At 42.0% G+C, this 20,601-nt stretch carries 16 protein-coding genes; 8 read left to right on the top strand and 8 right to left on the bottom strand.

Going from position 1 to position 20,601, the window contains the following annotated elements:
• Positions 1–90: 90 nt before the first annotated feature.
• Entirely contained in the window at positions 91–3,792 is a 3,702-nt protein-coding gene (gene purL, locus MURRU_RS00460) for a phosphoribosylformylglycinamidine synthase (RefSeq protein WP_014031436.1), read from the bottom strand.
• Positions 3,793–4,594: 802 nt separating this feature from the next.
• Between purL and MURRU_RS00455 the strand changes: the two genes are divergently transcribed.
• Complete coding sequence (locus tag MURRU_RS00455) at positions 4,595–6,187, top strand: zinc-binding metallopeptidase family protein (RefSeq protein ID WP_014031435.1); 1,593 nt, start codon at positions 4,595–4,597, stop codon at positions 6,185–6,187.
• A 292-nt stretch (positions 6,188–6,479) separates the two neighbouring features.
• On the opposite strand, the gene MURRU_RS00450 is transcribed toward MURRU_RS00455, so the two are convergent.
• From MURRU_RS00450 to MURRU_RS00440, 3 genes are all read right to left on the bottom strand, one after another.
• Positions 6,480–7,382, bottom strand: coding sequence for a helix-turn-helix domain-containing protein (locus MURRU_RS00450; RefSeq protein WP_014031434.1), 903 nt, complete (start codon positions 7,380–7,382; stop codon positions 6,480–6,482).
• A 55-nt stretch (positions 7,383–7,437) separates the two neighbouring features.
• On the bottom strand, positions 7,438–8,280 hold the full coding sequence (locus MURRU_RS00445; RefSeq protein WP_014031433.1) for an SDR family oxidoreductase: 843 nt from the start codon (positions 8,278–8,280) through the stop codon (positions 7,438–7,440).
• A 120-nt stretch (positions 8,281–8,400) separates the two neighbouring features.
• The gene (locus tag MURRU_RS00440) at positions 8,401–9,612 is read right to left on the bottom strand and encodes an RsmB/NOP family class I SAM-dependent RNA methyltransferase (RefSeq protein WP_014031432.1); all 1,212 of its coding nucleotides are present in this window, start codon (positions 9,610–9,612) and stop codon (positions 8,401–8,403) included.
• Positions 9,613–9,671: 59 nt separating this feature from the next.
• Between MURRU_RS00440 and MURRU_RS00435 the strand changes: the two genes are divergently transcribed.
• Positions 9,672–10,703 (top strand): WD40/YVTN/BNR-like repeat-containing protein, encoded by a 1,032-nt coding sequence (locus tag MURRU_RS00435; RefSeq protein ID WP_014031431.1) that lies wholly within the window; start codon positions 9,672–9,674, stop codon positions 10,701–10,703.
• Positions 10,704–10,993: 290 nt separating this feature from the next.
• On the opposite strand, the gene MURRU_RS00430 is transcribed toward MURRU_RS00435, so the two are convergent.
• From MURRU_RS00430 to MURRU_RS00415, 4 genes are read right to left on the bottom strand one after another with little or no spacing between them, the layout of a single operon-like run.
• Positions 10,994–12,820 carry an ABC transporter ATP-binding protein gene (locus MURRU_RS00430; protein WP_014031430.1) on the bottom strand — a complete coding sequence of 609 codons (1,827 nt, stop codon included), beginning with the start codon at positions 12,818–12,820 and terminating at the stop codon, positions 10,994–10,996.
• Positions 12,821–12,824: 4 nt separating this feature from the next.
• Complete coding sequence (locus tag MURRU_RS00425) at positions 12,825–14,531, bottom strand: phospho-sugar mutase (RefSeq protein WP_014031429.1); 1,707 nt, start codon at positions 14,529–14,531, stop codon at positions 12,825–12,827.
• 58 nt (positions 14,532–14,589) lie between these two features.
• Positions 14,590–15,537 carry a glycosyltransferase family 2 protein gene (locus tag MURRU_RS00420; protein WP_014031428.1) on the bottom strand — a complete coding sequence of 316 codons (948 nt, stop codon included), beginning with the start codon at positions 15,535–15,537 and terminating at the stop codon, positions 14,590–14,592.
• A 41-nt stretch (positions 15,538–15,578) separates the two neighbouring features.
• Positions 15,579–16,100, bottom strand: a complete 522-nt coding sequence (locus MURRU_RS00415; protein ID WP_014031427.1) for a DUF4199 domain-containing protein — start codon at positions 16,098–16,100, stop codon at positions 15,579–15,581.
• A 159-nt stretch (positions 16,101–16,259) separates the two neighbouring features.
• Here MURRU_RS00415 and MURRU_RS00410 point away from each other — a divergent pair, with 159 nt between their 5' ends.
• The 6 genes from MURRU_RS00410 (at position 16,260) to MURRU_RS00390 (ending at position 20,516) form a co-directional block, all read left to right on the top strand.
• Complete coding sequence (locus MURRU_RS00410; protein WP_014031426.1) at positions 16,260–16,529, top strand: type B 50S ribosomal protein L31; 270 nt, start codon at positions 16,260–16,262, stop codon at positions 16,527–16,529.
• 83 nt (positions 16,530–16,612) lie between these two features.
• On the top strand, positions 16,613–17,791 hold the full coding sequence (locus MURRU_RS00405; RefSeq protein ID WP_014031425.1) for a GlmU family protein: 1,179 nt from the start codon (positions 16,613–16,615) through the stop codon (positions 17,789–17,791).
• Positions 17,792–18,107: 316 nt separating this feature from the next.
• Positions 18,108–18,473 carry a hypothetical protein gene (locus MURRU_RS17235; RefSeq protein WP_049789077.1) on the top strand — a complete coding sequence of 122 codons (366 nt, stop codon included), beginning with the start codon at positions 18,108–18,110 and terminating at the stop codon, positions 18,471–18,473.
• Positions 18,436–18,696 (top strand): hypothetical protein, encoded by a 261-nt coding sequence (locus tag MURRU_RS17230; RefSeq protein WP_148261458.1) that lies wholly within the window; start codon positions 18,436–18,438, stop codon positions 18,694–18,696. Before MURRU_RS17235 ends, MURRU_RS17230 begins: the two co-directional genes overlap by 38 nt.
• 36 nt (positions 18,697–18,732) lie before the next feature.
• Entirely contained in the window at positions 18,733–19,794 is a 1,062-nt protein-coding gene (locus MURRU_RS00395) for a sensor histidine kinase (RefSeq protein ID WP_014031424.1), read from the top strand.
• Positions 19,791–20,516: a LytR/AlgR family response regulator transcription factor gene (locus MURRU_RS00390; RefSeq protein ID WP_014031423.1), complete on the top strand. Its 726-nt coding sequence runs from the start codon at positions 19,791–19,793 to the stop codon at positions 20,514–20,516. Before MURRU_RS00395 ends, MURRU_RS00390 begins: the two co-directional genes overlap by 4 nt.
• The last annotated feature ends 85 nt before the right edge of the window (positions 20,517–20,601 follow it).

Here is a 20,601-nt window from a genome sequence, read left to right as displayed (position 1 = left end):
CAGACCATAACTATGAAACAGATTTAACAATTACCTCAGGTAAATTTTGAAAAATCCCCAATTAATCACCTTTAAACGAGACGAATAATGCTAATCTTCCAAGTTTTCCAACCATTCCCGTGCATTCACAAAAGCCTCTAACCAAGGCGATACTTCATCGATTCTATCCTTTGGATAGTGAGCCCAGTTCCAAGGGAATGTAGATCGCTCAATATGTGGCATAGTCACTAAATGTCGCCCCGTTTTATCACAAAGCATGGCGGTGTTGTAATCGCTTCCGTTGGGGTTGGCGGGATACGCCTCATAACCATATTTGGCCACAATATGGTATTGGTCTTCGCTATGCGGTAGACTGAATTTGCCTTCTCCATGACTTATCCAAACCCCGAGCGTGGTTCCTGCCATGTTGGAAAGCATTACAGAGTTGTTCTTTTGAATTTTTACCGAGGTAAAATTGCTCTCGTGTTTATGTGAGTCATTGTAGGTCATTCTGCCATGAGTGCCATGCTCTGGGTTGATGAGGTCCAATTCCATAAACAATTGACAACCATTACAAATCCCAACGGATAGGGTATCGGGTCTGGCAAAGAAATCTTTTAGAGCCTTATTGGCTTTTTCATTGTACTTGAAGGCACCTGCCCAACCTTTTGCACTTCCCAATACATCCGAGTTGGAGAAACCACCAACGGCACCGATAAACTGTATATCTTCCAAAGTTTCCCTACCCGTGATAAGGTCGGTCATGTGTACATCTTTTACATCAAAACCGGCCAAATACATGGCGTTTGCCATTTCTCGTTCGGAATTGCTTCCCTTTTCGCGTAGAATGGCCGCTTTGGGTCGTGGGCTGAGCGGAGTCGAAGCCACCGGGAGTTTCCCGTCAAATTTTTTAGGGAAAATATATTGCAATGGTTGATTCTTGTAGTTATCATATCGGTCTTTGGCCAAACCATTGGCGGTCTGTTTGTTGTCCAATAAATAGGATGTTTTGAACCAAGTATCGCGCAAAGAGCTAATGTTCAATCCTATTTCAATACCATTATTTTTGATTTTCAAGGTGCTTTCTGTTATTGGAACACCGATTTTGGTAAATTCCACACCTGATGCTGACAATACTTTTTCCACCGAAGCATCTTTGGCTTGAAACACCACCCCAATGTTTTCAGAAAACAATAGTTTGATGATATCCTGTTCGCCCAAGGCTGATAAATCCAATTGGGCACCCAAATCATTATCTGCAAAGCAAAGTTCCAAAAACGTAGTGATCAATCCGCCTGAAGCCACATCGTGACCCGCCAAAATTTGACCGTCTTTGATGAGTTTCTGTAAGGTGTTGAATACGGTTTTAAAATAATCGGCATCCAAAACAGATGGAGCTTCATCACCAATACCGTTCAAAATCTGTGCAAAGGAAGAACCACCCAATTTGTGACTGTCCTTGGATAGGTTGATGTAGTAGATATCCCCACCATCTTTTTGCAAAACGGGTTCTACCACTTGGGTTATGTTGTTGCAGTTTGCACCAGCAGAAACGATTACTGTCCCGGGAGATAATACCTCCCCATCTTTGTACTTTTGCTTCATGGAAAGCGAATCCTTTCCAGTGGGTATGTTGATACCTAAATCTATGGCAAACTCCGATACGGATTCCACGGCGGAATACAATCGAGCATCCTCTCCTTGATTTCTGCAGGGCCACATCCAGTTCGCTGATAGGGATACTGATTTTAAACCATCTTTCAATGGAGCCCAAACAATGTTGGTCAAGGCTTCCGCTACGCTGTTTCTACTACCGGCAACAGGATCGATCAAGGCAGAGATAGGAGAGTGGCCAATACTGGTTGCAATCCCTTCTTTTCCTTTAAAATCGAGGGCCATTACGCCGCAATTGTTCAAAGGCAATTGCAATGGTCCTACGCATTGTTGCTTTGCAACGCGTCCGCCTACACAACGATCCACCTTATTGGTCAGCCAATCTTTACAGCCTACGGCTTCCAATTGCAGCACTTGCTCCAAATAATCATGGAAATGTTCTAAAGAATAGGCTAGCGCTGGGTATTTTTGCTGAGCAGTTTTATCCGCCATAATGGTTTTGGGAGAACTTCCGAACATATCGGAAAGCTCCAGATTCATTGGGGTTTCACCAGTTTCACCCGAAGTGAATTTAAACGTATGGTCGCCCGTGACCTCGCCAACATTGTACATTGGAGAACGTTCTCGTGCCGAAACGCGGTTCAACAAATCCAAATCCTTTTCACCGATAACCAATCCCATGCGTTCTTGGGACTCATTGCCTATCAATTCTTTTTTGGAAAGCGTAGGATCTCCAACGGGCAACTTATCCGTATCAATGGTTCCACCCGTTACTTCAACCAATTCGGACAGACAGTTTAAATGTCCGCCTGCTCCGTGATCGTGAATGGAAACAATGGGGTTGTCACGACTTTCAAACAAACCGCGAACGGCGTTCGAGGCTCTTTTTTGCATTTCTGGGTTGGAACGCTGCACGGCATTCAGTTCAATGGCGGAACTAAATTCTCCAGTATCTGCACTGGAAACGGCAGCTCCGCCCATCCCGATACGGTAGTTGTCTCCACCTAGAACAACTATTCTGTCCCCTTTCTTGGGCGTATCTTTCAAGGCTTGGTCGGTTTTACCATAACCAATACCTCCAGCCATCATAATCACCTTGTCAAAACCCAGTTTTCGAGGTGTCATGTCGAGCGCAGTCGAGATATCTTTAGATTCATCATACTCAAATGTAAGCACGGAACCGGCAATTAACGGTTGTCCAAATTTGTTCCCAAAATCGGACGCTCCATTCGACGCCTTGATCAAGATATCCATTGGAGTCTGGTACAACCAATCCCGTTCTTTCATTCCTTTTTCCCATGGACGGTTTTCCTCCAATCGGGAATAGGAGGTCATATAAACAGCGGTTCCCGCCAAAGGGAGTGAACCTTTCCCTCCTGCCAAACGGTCCCTGATTTCTCCACCAGAACCCGTGGCAGCACCATTAAAAGGCTCCACAGTAGTAGGGAAGTTATGGGTCTCCGCTTTTAGCGACAGTACGGAATCAAACTCTTTTTCTTCATAAAAGTCGGGTTTGTCCGCACTTTTCGGTGCAAACTGAACAGCTTTTGGCCCTTTTATAAAGGCGACGTTGTCTTTGTAGGCTGAAACAATATCGTTTGGGTTCGCTTCTGATGTCTTTTTGATCAATTTGAATAAGGAAGAGGGTTTTTCCTTTCCATCAATCACAAAGGTGCCATTGAAAATTTTGTGCCTGCAATGCTCGGAATTCACCTGACTAAAGCCAAATACTTCGGAATCCGTCAACTTGCGTCCCAATTTCTTGGCGAGTCCTTCCAAATATTCAACTTCTTCTTCACTTAGGGCCAATCCTTCCTTATCATTGTACGCAGCAATGTCATCAATCTCTTGGATAGCCTCTGGGACGATGTTGATCGTGAAAATATCTTGTCCCAACCCGCTATACTTTTGGGAAAGCATCGGATCAAAATCGGTAAAGTCTTCCGTTACCGCTTGGAATTCCTCAATACGGATAATTCCAGTGATGCCCATATTTTGGCTGATTTCGGTAGCGTTTGTGCTCCAAGGCGTAATCATGGCGGCACGTGGGCCAACAAAAAAGGCGTCGAGAGACGCCGCTTCAATCTTAGGCTGGTTGCCAAACAACCATGTCAGTTTATTACTATCTTCCTGAGTGATTTCCTGAGCGGTTTGGACGGCAAAAACCTTGGTCGCCTTGTCCCCAAAAAAATGGATCATACAATCTTTGCGTTGAACGGTTTAAGAAAGTGCAAAAATACGATTTTGCTCCGTAATTCATCCAACTACACAAGCGTTTTGTTAACTAAGTGGTGTTGATAGTGGATTTGTCAATTGGAAAGGGGCATCCGTCAATTCACCACCTTGCGCGAAGCGCATTCGTATATATTTGATGGGGTTTTAAACAATCACTTGGATGGAAGGGAAAAAAAGAACAAATTATAGGAATCAAGCACTTGTAATTGTATTTCTGATTGTTCTCATTATTTTGATTGGCTTGTTTGAGGATGATTGGAATTGGAATAATTTTTTCAGGCATCTTATAAGAAACATTATTAGGAACATCTAATGATTGGATTTTTATAACTGATTGTCCGTTTAATGTCATAATGATGTTTTTGGCGTCATGTTGAACTTGTTTCAACATCTCATCCTGCTGAACATGAGCATCTTTATGTGACCCTGAATCAAGTTCAGGGTGACGTTGGTAATATTATGACACATTGCGGACATTCAATTTTTTATATCGGGAAAACAGTGTTGGGCAAACAGCTTGATATTTTTTTGCGGGTTCATTGTGGTTTTGCTCAAAATTTTGTTCAATGATTTTGTCAATTCACTAAAAACGGTAGGTCAAATACCTTTGGGCATAAAACTACCCTGGGGGCAAGCCCACGAGGCATTGGTGGGAAAACACATTTTGTTTCGAGGCAAGCCTCGGAGCATTTAAATCTCGATTATCGAGTAAGTTAAGCAACTTTTCCTATCTTGGAAGAAATATAGCTAACTCAAAACCAACCTTATGAAAACTACCAACATCCTATTGTGCGGGATTATGCTTTTTGCAGGAGTAACTTCTTCGATTGCACAAAAAAAATACTCAAAAAGTCAAATCAAAAAATTCAAGGCCGAAGTAGAAGCCTTAGTGGAAGCCAATAAAAAGCAGACACAGGTAATGGTGGACAAAATTTTCAGTTTTGCCGAACTGGGGTTCCAAGAAGAGGAAAGTTCCAAATACCTTACTGGCATCTTGGAAGATAACGGTTTTACCATTGAACATTCCATTTCCAATATTCCTACCGCATGGTTCGCTACGTGGAACAACGGGGAAGGTCCTGTAATTGCTTTAGGTAGTGATGTGGATTGTATTCCCAAAGCATCGCAATACCCAGGCGTAGCATATCATAAACCTATCGTTGAAGGAGCTCCTGGTCATGGTGAAGGGCACAATTCGGGAATACCGTTGAATATTACCTCTGCATTAGCTGTCAAAGAAGTGATGGAAAAAGAGGGTATTGGAGGAACTTTAATTCTATGGCCAGGAATTGCCGAGGAATTGGTCGCTGCCAAAGCGTGGTATGTACGCGACGGCCTTTTTGATGATATTGACATGTGCATTTTTACCCATGTTAGTAGTAACCTGAGTGTTTCTTGGGGGCCTACTCGAGGAACTGGCCTTATTTCTGTGGAGTATTTGTTTGAAGGTGAAGCGGCACATTCTGCTGGAGCGCCTTGGAGGGGACGTAGTGCCTTGGATGCCGCTGAGCTTATGAATGTGGGATGGAATTACAAGAGAGAACACCTTCACCCGTTGAAGCGTTCCCATTCCATTTTTACCGATGCGGGCGACCAGCCCAATGTGGTGCCATCCAAAGCAGCTATTTGGTTCTATTTTAGGGACGTTACCTACGAAGGTATTATGGAAATGTATGCAGAAGCCAACGATATTGCCAAAGGTGCTGCAATGATGACTGGAACCAAAATGACTTCCCGCGTGTTGGGTACCGCATGGCCTAGACACTTTAACAAGGTGATCGCGGAGACCATGTATGAAAATATCAAAGAAGTTGGTCTGCCTACATGGTCGGATGCAGACCAAAAGCTGGCCAAGGCCGTGCAAACGGAAATGAAATCCAAAAAAATAGAAGGATTGCCCACGGAATTGTCCAAATTGGGACTTCCTGTTTTGGAACCTGTGAGTGGGGGTTCTGATGATATTGGAGATATTTCGTGGAAAGTCCCTACGGTAACCATGCGTTTTCCATCCAACATACCGGGGTTGCCAGGACATCACTGGGCCAATGCCATTGCTATGGCGACCCCGATTGCACACAAAGGAGCTACAGCGGGCGCAAAAGCAGAAGCTATGACCATTATGGATTTCTTGCTAAAACCTGAATTGTTGACCCAAGCTTGGGACTACTTCAATAACGAACAGACCAAGGAAACCAAATACGAGCCCATGATTTCTGCAGATGACATGCCACCAACGTTCTTGAACAAGGACAAGCAGGATATGTTTAGACCTGCATTGGAAGAGTACTATTACGACGAAACCAAATACGACAGCTATTTGGAGCAGTTAGGGGTGGAATATCCAACGGTGAAGGAATAATTAGATATATCAGTTCGAGCGGAGTCGAGAACTTAAACACATCTCGACTGCGCTCGATGTGACATAAATATGGAAGCAAGTCGTCATGTTGAACTGGTTTCAGCATCTTATTTTAGATATGGAGAGATTCCTCATCAAGTGCGGAATGACAACTTAGTGATAAGGAGTGATGTCATTCCTGCGAAAGCAGGAATCCATGGCTTATTTGACACGAATGACACGAATTTTCTCGAATACAACATCTCGATTGTCCCGACATTATGGTAGAGACGGGCGCTCGATGTAACGGTGTTCAATTGAAAGAGGTGCGGAAGGCCATTGGTGATTGCATTGTTTTACTCTTAAAGAGTTTACTAAAGGATTGGGAATGCTCAAACCCAAGGGCAAAAGCAATTTCACTTACTGAAAGTTTTGTGGTAGACAGTTTCTCTTTGGCCTTCTCTATCAATTTTTCATGAATGTGCTGTTGGGTGGTTTGTCCGGTCAACACCTTAAGAAGACCGCTTAAATAGTTGGAGGATACATTCAATGTGTTTGCTACATATTGGACCGTAGGAATTCCCTTGTTGATGACCTCCTCGCCATTGAAATACGTGTTAAGGAGCTCCTCCAATCGAACCAATATCTCGTGATTATTGATTTTTCTTGTGATGAACTGTCTTTGGTAATACCGCTCTGCATAGTTAAGCAATAATTCGATTTGGGCAATAATGATGTTCTGACTGAATTTGTCAATGTTGGATTGATACTCTTGTTGAACGTTCAACAATATTTCGGTGATGGTCTTTTCTTCCTTCTCGGATAGAAAAAGAGCCTCATTGATAGCATAACCAAAAAAATCATAATTCTTGATGGTTCTTGCCAATGGAGTGTGCCATAAAAAATCAGGATGTATGAGCAATAACCATCCTGAAGCTTTCATTTTGGAAGGTAATAATTCAAACTGAAGAACTTGTTTTGGGCCAATAAAAGTAAGTAACCCTTCATCAAAATCATATTCCTGCTGGCCGTATCGGACTTTGGCTTGAATGTCCCGTTTCAAACCAATTGAGTAGAAGTTTTGCATCCAATGGATTTCACTTTCGGTGGTTTTGTATTCCACTTGGCTATAATCTATAAGACTCACCAGGGGGTGCTCCGGTTTGGGTAGGTCACAAAACTTATGGAACTCGCTAAGCGTATTGAATGTGTGCATATACTATTGGTTAATGGGGTGAGGGGAAGCCTCTCACCCCATTTAAAATTAAAGATTAATTTTTAAAATCTGTGGAATGACTCAACACCTTGTTACTTTCCAATATGGTTTCCAAGGATTTCAATTTATCTTGTGCCATAGCATACGAGTCGCTGCCCAAGAACAAATGTAGGGTAGGGGTTTTGCTTTCGGCAACCTCAATTATTACCTCTGCGGCTTTTTTAGGATCACCTGGTTGGTTTCCGGCAATTTCTTCCTTGTGCAAGCGTTCCGACTCACGGGCTGGGGCATAAATATCCATTTTGTTTTTAGCTAAGCGCAGGGATTCATCGGACAAAAACTCGGTACGGAAATATCCGGGATATACTACCGTGGCATTTATTCCAAATAATTTTGCTTCCGCTGAAAGTGCTTCCGTGAGCCCAACTACGGCAAATTTTGTGGCGCAGTAAATGCCAAACCCAGGAAAGTTCGCTACCATACCTGCAATGGAGGCAATGTTGAAAATATGCCCCGATTGTTGTTTTCTCAAATGCGGCATTGCTTTTCTAATTACGTTCAGCATACCAAAAACATTGACATCAAAGTTTTGTCGCGATTCTTCATCGGTCAACTCCTCCAATGTTCCATTTTGGCCGTAACCTGCATTGTTCACTACCACATCAATGCGGCCAAATGTGTCCAACACCTTGGAAATACCAGATTCAACACTTTCTTCACTAATCAAATCCACTTGAAGGGGCAAGAAATCGATATGTTGGCCTACCGCACTTTCCAAAGCACTTAAATTTCTTGAAGTTGCTGCTACCTTGTATCCATTGTCCAGTAGCTTTTTTACCATTGTTAGCCCCAACCCTTTTGAGGCTCCTGTGATCAACCATACTTTTTTAGTGTCCATTTTCCTTGATTTTTTTGTTATAAATTGACACTGCAAAGTTGCCCTCAAATAAGAGGGATAATGTAGCCAAATCTAAGGTTGTTGTAGCCTGATTTTAGGGTAGTAAGTAAAATAATTGCTTTAACGTTTGGCCAGCAACGCCATATAAAACCCATCAAAGCCAGTTTCTGAAGCAAAAACATTACGTTCTCTTACAAACTCAAAGTCTTTCCCGTTTTCGGACTCCAAAAACTTTTTGACTTGTTCTGAGTTTTCCTGTGGAAGTATGGAACAGGTAGCATAGACCATCTGTCCATCTTTTTTTACCATTTTGCTGTAATTCTGGAGAATATCTTGCTGTACCCCCATAATACGGTCCACAAATTCAGGTTCCAATTTCCATTTGGAGTCAGGGTTTCTTTTGATGACCCCTAATCCTGAACAGGGTGCATCCAACAATAAACGGTCTGCGCTATTATATAGTTTTTTGATCACTTTGGTGGAATCAATCGCTCTAGTTTCCACATTGTGCACACCATTCCGTCTGGCCCTTTTTTTGAGCTTCTTCAATTTACTTTCATAAATGTCCAAAGCAATCAATTGGCCTTTGTTTTGCATTTGTGAGGCTAAGTGTAGCGTTTTACCACCTGCACCGGCGCATGCATCCACAACCCGTTGTCCCGGTTCAACTTCTAAAAATGGAGCCACCAATTGGGAAGAGGCATCTTGCACTTCGAACAGCCCATCTTTAAAGGCTTGGGTTACAAAAACATTCTTGCGTTCCACTAGCTTTAATGCATCGGGGTAACCTTCTATAAATTCCGTAGCTATATCCTCCTTGGCCAAAAAATTCTTTAGCTGGGGCTTTGGAACCTTTAGTGTATTGGTTCGCAAAATAACATCGGCTTGTTGATTTTGGGCGGCAATTTCTTTGGTCCAAAGCTCATTGCCCAGCGATTTTTCCCCAAGTTCGTCCATCCAATCAGGAATGGATTCCCTAAGCTTTCGGATTTTGGACAATTCATCAAACTTACCTTTTATACGGCGTTCTGGTGTGCCTTCCAGTTGTTTCCAATCGGGGATTCGGACACCACGTAGCACGCACCAAACCCCGAACAAACGGAACAAATGTTCACGACTGTAAGGCTCGTGCACTTCTGCAATTTCAGAATATAGGCGTTTCCATCGAACTATATCGTATGTGGTCTCTGCGATAAATCCACGGTCTCTAGCCCCCCAGCGTTTATCGTAACGCAGTACTTTTTCAATCACTTTATCAGCATATTCCCCCTCATTAAAAATCATGTGAAGGGCATCAATTACGGCAAATACCAAGTTTCTGTGTAAACGCATCATATCAAATAAGGTTGCAAAGGTATGATTTCTGCTTACTTTTGAGGAAAATAAATACGATGAGGTCAATCATTTCCTTTTCAATGGCTCTTGTATTGCTTTCCTGCGCCGGGGAGCCAAAACAAAAGCCCTTTCAATCTGTTACAGTAACACCTGTTTTTGAAGACTCCGTAAGTATACGGGCGATTACCTTTTTGGATAGCAGAACGTTGGCATTTGCAGGGAGCAATGGAGTTTATGGCACTGTTGATGTTAATTCGCACAAGGTTAGGGCAAATGTTCAGATATTTGATTCCATTCAACCACATTTTAGGGCCGTAGGCCATACTTCAAGCGATTTTTTCATGCTTTCGGTGGAAAGCCCTGCTTTATTGTACAAAACAGGCGACCAAGGAAAGATGGAATTGGTATATACGGAAGACGGGGAAGGTGTTTTTTACGATAGCCTTGCTTTTTGGAACGATACTGAGGGCATTGCTGTGGGCGATACGGTAGATGGTTGCCTTTCCATCATTGTTACAAGGGATGGTGGCACTTCTTGGACAAAATTGGCCTGTTCTGATTTGCCTGAGGGTATTGAGGACGAAGGTGCTTTTGCTGCCAGTAACAGCAATATTGCCGTGCAGGGAAATAAAGTTTGGATTGGCACCACGGAAGGAAGAATTTACTATTCAAGCGATAAGGGAATGACTTGGGAAATACAGGAAACCCCAATTGTTTCCAAAGAACCAACCCAAGGTATTTACTCGTTGGACTTTTTTGATGAAAACACAGGTTTTGCTATTGGAGGGGATTACACCCAACCAGGATCTAACAGGGCGAATAAAATAAAAACGGTTGATGGCGGTAAAACCTGGCAATTGGTTGCTAATGGGTTGGAACCGGGATATAAAAGTTGTGTGCAGTTTGTTCCGAATTCTGGTGGCAAGGATTTGGTGGCTGTTGGATTTACAGGAGTTTCCTATTCTTTTGATGGTGGTGAAAGCTGGCAACAATTAAGTGAAGCGTCTTTTTATACCCTTCGCTTTTTAAACGACTCGACTGCATACGCTGCGGGAAAAAACAGGATTGCACAATTGGTATTCAAATAAAAGGGTTCTTTAGGGGCCGGAAGCCGGGAGCCTTTTATTGACACGAGTTGCACCAATTTTATCGAACACTTAAATATTTCGATTATAATCGATAATGCATTTAATAAGTGAGGGATTCCGTATCAAGTACGGAATGACAGGTTTTGGTGCCCTTCTGAGCATCACACCCGTCCGGCAGGCGGGCGCTCGATGCAACTGTTTAAAAGAAGCTCGTCATACTGAACTAGTTTCAGCATCTCACTCTCATTTTGAGAGTATGTCACACCAAATAATTTCAACAATCCAACTTCTTACGAAGCAAACGACTGCATCTCCACCAGTTTTTTGTAGCTTTTTGCAGACTTCATCAGTTCTTCATGGGTGCCTTGTTCCACAATTTCGCCTTTGCTCATCACCACTATGGAATTTGCATTTTGAATGGTGGATAGTCGATGGGCAATTACAATGGAAGTGCGGTTTTGCATCATTTTCTCCAAAGCATCTTGCACCAATCGTTCGCTTTCGGTGTCCAAAGCCGAGGTGGCTTCGTCCAAAATCATAATGGGTGGGTTTTTGAGCACGGCACGTGCAATGGACAAACGTTGTTTTTGTCCACCACTTAATTTATTTCCACTATCTCCAATATTGGTATCGTAGCCATTGGGCAGCTCTGTGATAAAATCATGAGCGTTGGCCACTTTGGCAGCTTCCACAATTTCATCCATAGTAGCATTTTCCTTGCCCAAAGCAATGTTGTTCTTTACGGAATCGTTGAAAAGAATGGAGTCCTGAGTTACCAACCCCATGAGTCCGCGCAACGACTTTTTGGTAATGTGTTTGATGTTGGTGCCGTCAATCAGTATTTCTCCTTTATTGACATCGTAAAAACGGGTAACCAAATTGGCCACGGTGCTTTTGCCGCTACCGGATTGTCCCACCAAGGCAACAGTCTTCCCTTTATCAACCTTTAGGTTGAAATTTTTCAGAATATAATCGTCTTCATATTTGAAACCGACTTCTTTCAATTCAATACCTGAATTAAAATCCGTTTTATCTTCAGCTCCATCAATATCGGTGATGGGGTTTTCGGATTCGAGTATTTCCAAAACACGCTCGGCAGCAGCGTTTCCTTTTTTAACACCATAGGATGCCTTACTGATGGCTTTTGCGGGGGTTAGGATGTTATAGGCCAACCCCATATAAGCAATAAAGGAAGAGGCATCCAAAGTTTTGTCCACCAAAACCATTTTACCGCCAAACCACAATAAAATGCCTATAACCAGAATTCCCAAAAACTCTCCCGTAGGCGAGGCTAAGTTTTGTCTGTTCAATAAGGAATTGGAGAAATGGAAAAAACGTGTTGTTGAATTTTTGAAAGTTTGATAAAACCTGGATTCTGAATTAAAAGCTTTGATTACACGAAGTCCACCCAAAGTTTCTTCCACGATGGAAAGGAATTCACCCTGTTCTCTTTGTACTCTATCCGATTTCTTTTTCAGCGATTTACCAATTCGGGAAATAATCATTCCCGCTACTGGGATAAAAACAAAAACGAAGATGGTAAGCTTTGTGCTTATCCCGAACATGACCAATATGGTGAAAAAGATGGTCAAAGGTTCTCGAACGATCAATTCTAAAATGGACAGAAAGGAATGTTGTATTTCTAAAACATCGGAAGTAATTCTGGCAATGACATCTCCCTTTCTTTTTTCCGAGAAATAGGAGATGGGTAGGTCCATAATCTTCCGGTACATCTTGTTTCGGATATCCTTGAGTACTCCATTACGCAAAAAGGTAATAAAGTACATGGCCAAGTAGTTAAAGGCATTTTTCAACAAGAAAAGTACTAGTACCAGACCTATGACCAAGACCAAGGCTTTCATTTCCTCGTCCCCAGCATACGCCGTAATTCGATAGTTGATGTAGTCTTGTAGGTAATCCTTTGATTTGGCGAAGCCTTCGTAAACTGGTTCCACAAGCACCTTCTCTTGTGGTTTAAAGAGCACATCCAGCATGGGAATCAAAGCAGCAAAGGACAATGCACTGAAAAGCGCATATAAAATATTAAAGAAAATGTTCAAAAATCCATATCTGCGGTATGGTCTCGCAAATTGGAGAATCTTTTTAAAGTAGTTCATTCACTTATAAATTCAGCTCAGAAATGATACCTTCTATTTTGGTATCCAACTGCGAATTTACGGATTTATAATCCGCTGCCTTGTCCAATTTTGCATTTGTACTGATGTAAAACTTTACTTTGGGTTCTGTTCCACTAGGTCGAGCGGCAATTCGGGTGCCATCCTCCGTTTCGTAAATCAATACATTGGATTTTGGCAAATGAAGCGTAAACTCTTCACCTGTCTGTACATTTTTTACAATGGAGGTATTGTAATCTTCAATGTAGAGCAGTTTTGAACCTTGAACGCTGTTTACTGGATTTTCTTTAAAATCTTTCAGCATTTGTTTGATTTCTTCTGCTCCGCTCATTCCTTTTTTGGTGATGGAGATGAGTTTTTCCTTATAAAAACCAAATTCTACGTAGGCATCAATCAAATCTTTGTAAAAAGAGCTTCCATTGGCTTTGGCGCTGGCAGCGATTTCGCAGGCCAATAGGGTAGCGGTGACTGCATCTTTATCTCGTACAAAGTCTCCGACCATATATCCAAAACTTTCCTCGCCACCGCCAATAAATCGGGAGTTGGGAAAATCCTTGATCATTTTGCCGATCCATTTAAAGCCCGTCAACGCTGTTTTAAACTCCACACCGTACGATTTTGCCATTTGTTGCATCATTGGGGTGGAAACAATGGTCGTAGCAATAAATTCGTTGCCCTTGAATCCTTCTTCCTTGTATTGGTCCAAAAGAAATTTTGTCATGAGGACCATGGTCTGGTTCCCGTTCAGTAGTTCTATTTTACCATCCAAGTTGCGCACTGCGATTCCCAAACGGTCACTATCGGGGTCGGTGCCCACCACCATGTCCGCACCAATCTCCTCGGCTTTTTTTATGGCCATGGACAATGCTTCTGGTTCTTCAGGGTTTGGAGATTCTACAGTCGGGAAATCCCCATCCGGTTTAGCTTGCTCCTCAATAATGGTGACGTTTTTGTAACCTGCTCGTTTCAATACTTCTGGAATGGCGGTAATGGAGGTTCCGTGCAAGGAAGTGAAGACGATTTTAAAATTGTCCTTCCCCTTGGCATCAAAACTTCCATTTTTTACAGATGCATCAAAAAAGGCTTCGTCCACATCTTCATCAATTAAATGTATCAGATTTTCATCTTTATCAAATTTGATATCCTCAAAAGATAGCGCATTGATTTCCGCTATAATTTCTCCATCCTGCGGAGGCACAATCTGTCCACCATCGGCCCAATATACTTTGTATCCGTTGTATTCCGGTGGGTTGTGGGAAGCTGTTAAAACAATCCCTGCATGACAGCCTATATGCTTTACGGCATAAGAAAGCTCGGGGGTTGTTCTTAAATCGGAAAACAGATGAACTCGAATTCCGTTCGCGGAAAAAACCTCTGCCACCGTTTTTGCCAAAGATTTAGAATTGTGTCTGCAATCGTAGGCAATTACAACCCTAAGATCATTGTCCGTGTAGGATTTTTTAAGATAATTGCTAAGGCCTTGGGTATTTTTGCCCAAGGTGTACTTATTTATTCTATTGGTGCCAACACCCATTACACCGCGCATGCCCCCGGTACCAAACTCTAAATCCTTATAAAAACGTTCCTTGAGCTCTTCAGGGTCGTTTTCTATAAGATGTTTGATTTCCTTCTTTGTGTCTTCGTCAAAAAAATCGGTCAACCAAGTTTGCGCTGTAGCTGTAATGGAATCCATAGTGTTTATAGTTGTTTAGATGTTTAAAAATACAAAGTTTACTGGGTTTGGGGATGGCCTAGAGGTTAATTTTATCGGAGATGTTGTATCTGGTATCATTTTTTCGGGACCGAACCATAATCTCTCCAATGAAGCCCGCCAGAAATAGTTGTGTACCAATGATCATGGCAGTCAACGCAATATAAAATTGCGGCTTTTGGGTAATAAGACGACCTGTTGGGTTTAAGAAGAGCTTATCAATCCCCAAGTAAAGTGCGAACCCCAGGCCTACAATAAACATAAGTACGCCCCAAGCGCCGAAAAGGTGCATGGGTCTTCGGCCAAATTTGGAAACAAACCAAATGGTGATCAAATCCAAGAAGCCATTTATAAATCGTTCCGCTCCAAATTTAGTGGAGCCATATTTTCTGGCTTGGTGCTGCACCACTTTTTCCGTAATATCGGAAAAACCTGCGTTTTTGGCCAAAACAGGGATATATCGATGCATTTCGCCAGATACCTCGATGGTTTTTACCACTTTTTGGTTGAAGGCTTTGAGCCCGCAATTAAAATCGTGCAATTTTACGCCAGAAGTTTTCCGTGCCGCCCAATTGAACAGTTTAGAGGGAATGTTTTTGGTAATAACGGAATCATACCGCTTCTTTTTCCAGCCCGAGACCACATGATGCCCTTCTTGGGTAACCATCCGGTACATTTCGGGGATTTCTTCTGGATTGTCCTGAAGGTCGGCATCCATGGTGACCACAACCTCTCCTTCGGCAGTTTTAAAGCCTGCGTGCAAGGCTTGGGATTTCCCAAAATTCTTTAGGAACCGAATGCCTTTTATATTTGGGTCGGTTTTGGAAAGCTCCAAAATGGTTTTCCAAGAGCCGTCGGTACTGCCATCATCAATAAAGATAATTTCATAAGAAAAATGATTGGATTGCATCACTTGTACAATCCAATCATGTAGTTCTTTTAACGATTCTTGTTCGTTAAGTAAAGGAATTACAATGGAAATCTGCATTGTTCGATTCTGGAATTCCCTTCAAAAGTAGCATTTTTTGTTTAGTAATCGGCTTTGGACTTTTTCAAGATCAGTCCCGTAATAAGGCCCAAGACTAAACCGATTACGCAGTTCATGATCAAAATAACGGGATATTGGATCCATGCGAATCTTTTCTGCATTTCCATACCTTGTTCCCATTGCTCCTCGGTCATGCTGGGGTTTTGTTCCATGGCTTTTGGCTTAGCAATCTCCATGGCCTTATCCATAAAATCAGGTTCAATAAAATTGGTGAGTACAAATTGATAGGCCAAAGTGATAATGGTTCCAATTAAGGCCAAACCAACCGCAACTTTTAAGGCTTCTGAAATGGTTAAATAGCCACCGTTGGCCTTTTTAAAGGCGTTGACCGCCATAAACACGATGGCAGCCATTATTACAATGGAGATTACGATGACAGTAGTATTTGTCTCGTAGTGCATTTTTTGGGTGTAGAGCATAACGCCGAACACCACGGATATTACACCCAACAATAGTCCGTAGTTAAGTGCAAATTTCCCTGTTTTTGGTTGTTGTTGTTCCATTTTATTAAAATTTGTGTTGATTGTGGTTAATTAGTGGTTGATTACTTATTTTTGTTACATATAAATTTACTTTTATTTTTTTAGTGGTTTTAACTTGGAGAAACAAAAGAAATCATTAAATTTGCACCCTGAAAATTCTGAGATTAAGCATTTAAGACGATGAGAAAAGGTATACACCCAGAAAACTATAGATTGGTTGCTTTTAAAGACATGTCCAACGACGATGTGTTTATTACAAAGTCCACTGCTGAAGCGAAAGAGACCATCAGTGTTGATGGTGTTGAATACCCTTTGGTAAAATTGGAAATTTCAAGAACTTCCCACCCATACTACACCGGTAAAACCAAATTGGTCGATACCGCTGGTAGAATTGACAAGTTCAAGAACAAGTACAAAAAATTCAAGAAAGAAGAGAAGGAGACCGAGTAGGTCGCACTTTTTAACGAAATATATAGACGCTCTCGATGGTTTTCGAGGGCGTTTTTTATTTTTACGGTATTCAAAGCTGCGCTATGAACTATATCCTTTCAGACGGTAATCACCGCGAAGACCTTTTTCCCTTTACGTTCACACGCCCCGTATCCGAGATTCGGGTGGGTATTTTGACCATCCATGAAAAATGGGAAAAATGGCTGAACGCATCCGTGAGTTTTCAAACCGAAGATTACATGTCCGAAAAGTATCCCTTGACGGTCGCGGCAGAAAACACCGTAATCAATGGCAGTTATTTGCCCAATCAATCTTTGATCGATGCCATCAACAACTTAAAAATGGGAGAAGCTTTGATGGCAGGTACGGATTACATTGCTTACGTGGCAGAAAAGCCCGAAGGGAATTTTGACACATCAACATATACAACCGTTGCTTTTGATGGTGACGTGCTGACCATTAAACATACTTGGGACATTTTTTCCAACAACGCAAGGGCGCTTCAAGCTGATTTTGATGTATTGACCGAGGGAAGAACCAGTCAACCCATTCCCGATACCAACCAAGTTAAGAACCCAGAGAATATTTTTATCGAAGAAGGAGCCACGGTGGAGTTCTGTATTTTGAATGCCTCCACAGGCCCTATTTATATTGGTAAAAACGCCTTGATGATGGAAGGTTGTATGGTACGAGGTGGATTGGCCCTTTGCGAAAGCGCCATTTTAAAGATGGGCGCCAAGATCTACGGTGCCGTTACCGCTGGACCGGGCTGCAAATTGGGCGGGGAAGTGAATAATGCGGTACTGTTTGCCAATTCCAACAAAGGGCACGATGGTTTCCTTGGAAACTCCGTGCTAGGGGAGTGGTGCAATATTGGGGCCGACACCAATACCTCTAATTTGAAAAATAATTATGCGCCCGTACGCCTGTGGAACTACAAAACCGAAGGTTTTGCCAAAACAGGACTGCAATTTTGTGGGTTGATGATGGGTGACCACAGCAAATGTGGTATCAATGTAATGTTCAACACAGGAACGGTGATTGGGGTAAGCGCCAACATATTTGGCAGCGGATTCCCCAGAAACTTTATTCCCAGTTTTAGCTGGGGCGGCGCAACGGCAGGCTACACCGCGTTTAGGACCAATAAGGCTTTTGAAGTGGCCGAGGCTATGATGAAACGCCGTAATATGGAATTCAACGAAACCGAAGCCAAGATACTGGAACACGTTTTTGAGTTTACCAAAAAGTGGCGGAACTACTAAGTCTATTCAATTTTCCCGATAAGTCCCCAACCATAGGCCTTAACAATAATCACACAATGCAAGGTGTTATACCAATTTTTAAGTTTTAGCAGTATTTTGTTGGTGGTTAGGCCTAAATGACCTTGAAATTGTTTTTTTTGGATGGGAACATATTATTTCCATGGTAAGTCGCCTCTATTTTTTACGCTCAACTCAAGTTTCATGCGCTCATGTACTTTCTCTTCTTGGGGTTGGATGTTTTTCATTGCTTTGTACCAGTTGTTCATAATAGATATGATCAAAACAAGAATTATTCATCAATCAAAAAACAACAGCAATGACAAGAAAAGTAATATTCCACTTCGCACTGCTACTGGTCTTCAGTAATTGTGCATCCACAAAAACCAACCAACCAACTTTAAAGGATTATACCATTGGAGAAAAATGGACTTGGAAATGGGAACGCGCAGTGGAAGGAGAGATTCGTGCACAAGGGGAAGACATCCAGGAAGTCGTGAACTATAATGGAACTATGGGGCTCTGGAATGGGGCTGATACCGTTCAAATTTCGAAAACCACAAATCAAAAGCAGAGTAGTACCCCGTTTCGTAATTGGCCTTTGCAGGTTGGAAAAAAATGGAAATACGAGTCAGAATGGGAAAATAATGAAGGTACTACGGGGGAAAACCAGTCAAGATGCTGAAATTGTTTCATTTGAAGAGTTAAATGTGGTCGCCGGAACATTCAAGGCGTATAAAATAGTATACAAAGGAATTGTAACAAATTCTAGAGGTTTTAAAGGGGAAATGACGGATATTTGGTGGTATTCCCCAGCGTTAAAAACATATATCAAGCATATTAATGAGGATGGGTATGGGGTGTATGTAAATGAACTTACCAGTTATTCAAAACCCGAGTTGCAATAACCAAGCAAAACAAGAGCCCTAAAAATGAATGGTTCCATGCCGAACAAAACGACAAATACAAGACTATCCCTCTATTGGAAATGCCAATTTATTGGCTGGGGCCTTGTTTCCCTTTTGTGGCTTTACATTGCTTTGGTACGGGATCAGTTTACCATTACTCAAGCTTTAATCAATTATATATTGGATGTTGCCATTTGTATTGGCCTTACGCATACCTACCGTTTGGTAGCCCTAAGGTCAAATTGGAACCAGTTGGGAATCAAAAAGTTGATACGAAAAGTTGTGCCGTCAATTTTAATATTGGCGGTTTTGTTTATGCTTATCATGAACCTAAAAACGTCAGTATACATCTATTTAATTAATGATTCTAATACCTTTTCAATAAACCTTTTGGTTTGGAACCCTGTTTTAATCACGGGACTACGGCATATGTCCATTTGGGTATTGGCCTATCATGCCTATCACTTCTATATTAAAGAGGTACATACGGCCAAAACAAACGCCCAGCTTTCGGTAATTGCAAAGCAAAGTCAGTTGGACAATCTAGCTGCACAGTTGAATCCGCATTTTTTGTTCAATTCCTTGAATTCCATCAAAGCCTTGGTGTTTGAAAACCCGAAAAGTGCACGAAGGGCCATCGACTTGTTATCTGACTTATTGCGTTCATCATTGTATGAAAAAGAGCATACTACCATATCCATTGCAGAAGAAATGGCATTGGTAAAGGATTATGTGGAGTTGGAAAAACTTCGATTTGAGGAACGCCTGAATATTACTTTTGATATTGACCACACGCTTGAAAACTTTAAAATCCCGCCATTAAGTATTCAACTTTTGGTAGAAAACGCTATCAAACACGGGATAGATAAACAGTTGGAAGGAGGCACCGTGGAAATTTCGGTTCAAAAGAAGAACGACCATGTGGTGATAAGTGTTAAAAACCCCGGAAATCTTTCCAAAGGAAAGCATAAGGGGGTAGGGCTTAAAAATCTTAATGAACGGCTTTTGTTGCAATATGAGGGCAGGGCTGAATTTAAGGTTGATACCCCTTCGGAAAACAGGGTGGTTGCCACATTAATGATTCCAATTGAAAAATGATGAGTACGTATACAACTTTGATCATAGATGATGAGCGCTTGGCCCGAGAAGAGGTCCGAAGAGCCCTTGAAAGCTATCCCGAATTTGAAATTGTAGGTGAAGCGAACAATGTAGAGGTTGCTATTGGTCTGATAGAAAAAGAACAACCGGATATCATCTTTTTGGATATTCATATGCCGGAGAAATCGGGCTTTGATCTGTTGGAGGAGTTGGGAACCGTTCCCGAAGTGGTGTTTACAACGGCCTATGATCAATACGCTGTCCAAGCTTTTGAAGTAAATGCCTTGGATTATTTGGTAAAACCGCTAAGGGAGGAGCGCTTTGCCCAAACCATCGAAAAGGTAAAGCTGGAACTGCAAAAGAAGGAAGAAGCGCAAAAAGCACCCTTGGCAAGCCATCAAAAAATATTTATCAAGGATGGCGAAAAGGTATACTTTATTGCGTTGGCCGAGATAAGTTTAATCGAATCCTTGGAAAATTATGCACGCCTGTATTTTGGAGATAAAAAAGCCATGATCAAACGCTCCCTCAACCAACTGGAAGAAAAATTGGACCCAAATACGTTTTTTCGGGCCAACCGAAGTCAAATCATCAATACGGAATACATCAAGGAAATCCACCCGTATTTCAACAACAAACTGCAGTTGGTATTGACCACAGGGGAAAAGATAGCGCTCTCGAGCAGGCAATCGGTAAAGTTCAAAAAACGGAACAGTTTGTAGCGATTTCACATTCAATCAAATCAAGATAACGAACAGCAAAAACATATTGCTTTAGGACGGTTATGTCCTGAACTTAAAATCAATC

This window comes from Allomuricauda ruestringensis DSM 13258 (genome assembly GCF_000224085.1).
GTDB lineage: Bacteria > Bacteroidota > Bacteroidia > Flavobacteriales > Flavobacteriaceae > Flagellimonas > Flagellimonas ruestringensis.
The sequence above is the reverse complement of the archived record's forward strand: the minus strand, read 5'-3'. Positions and strand labels throughout refer to the sequence as shown.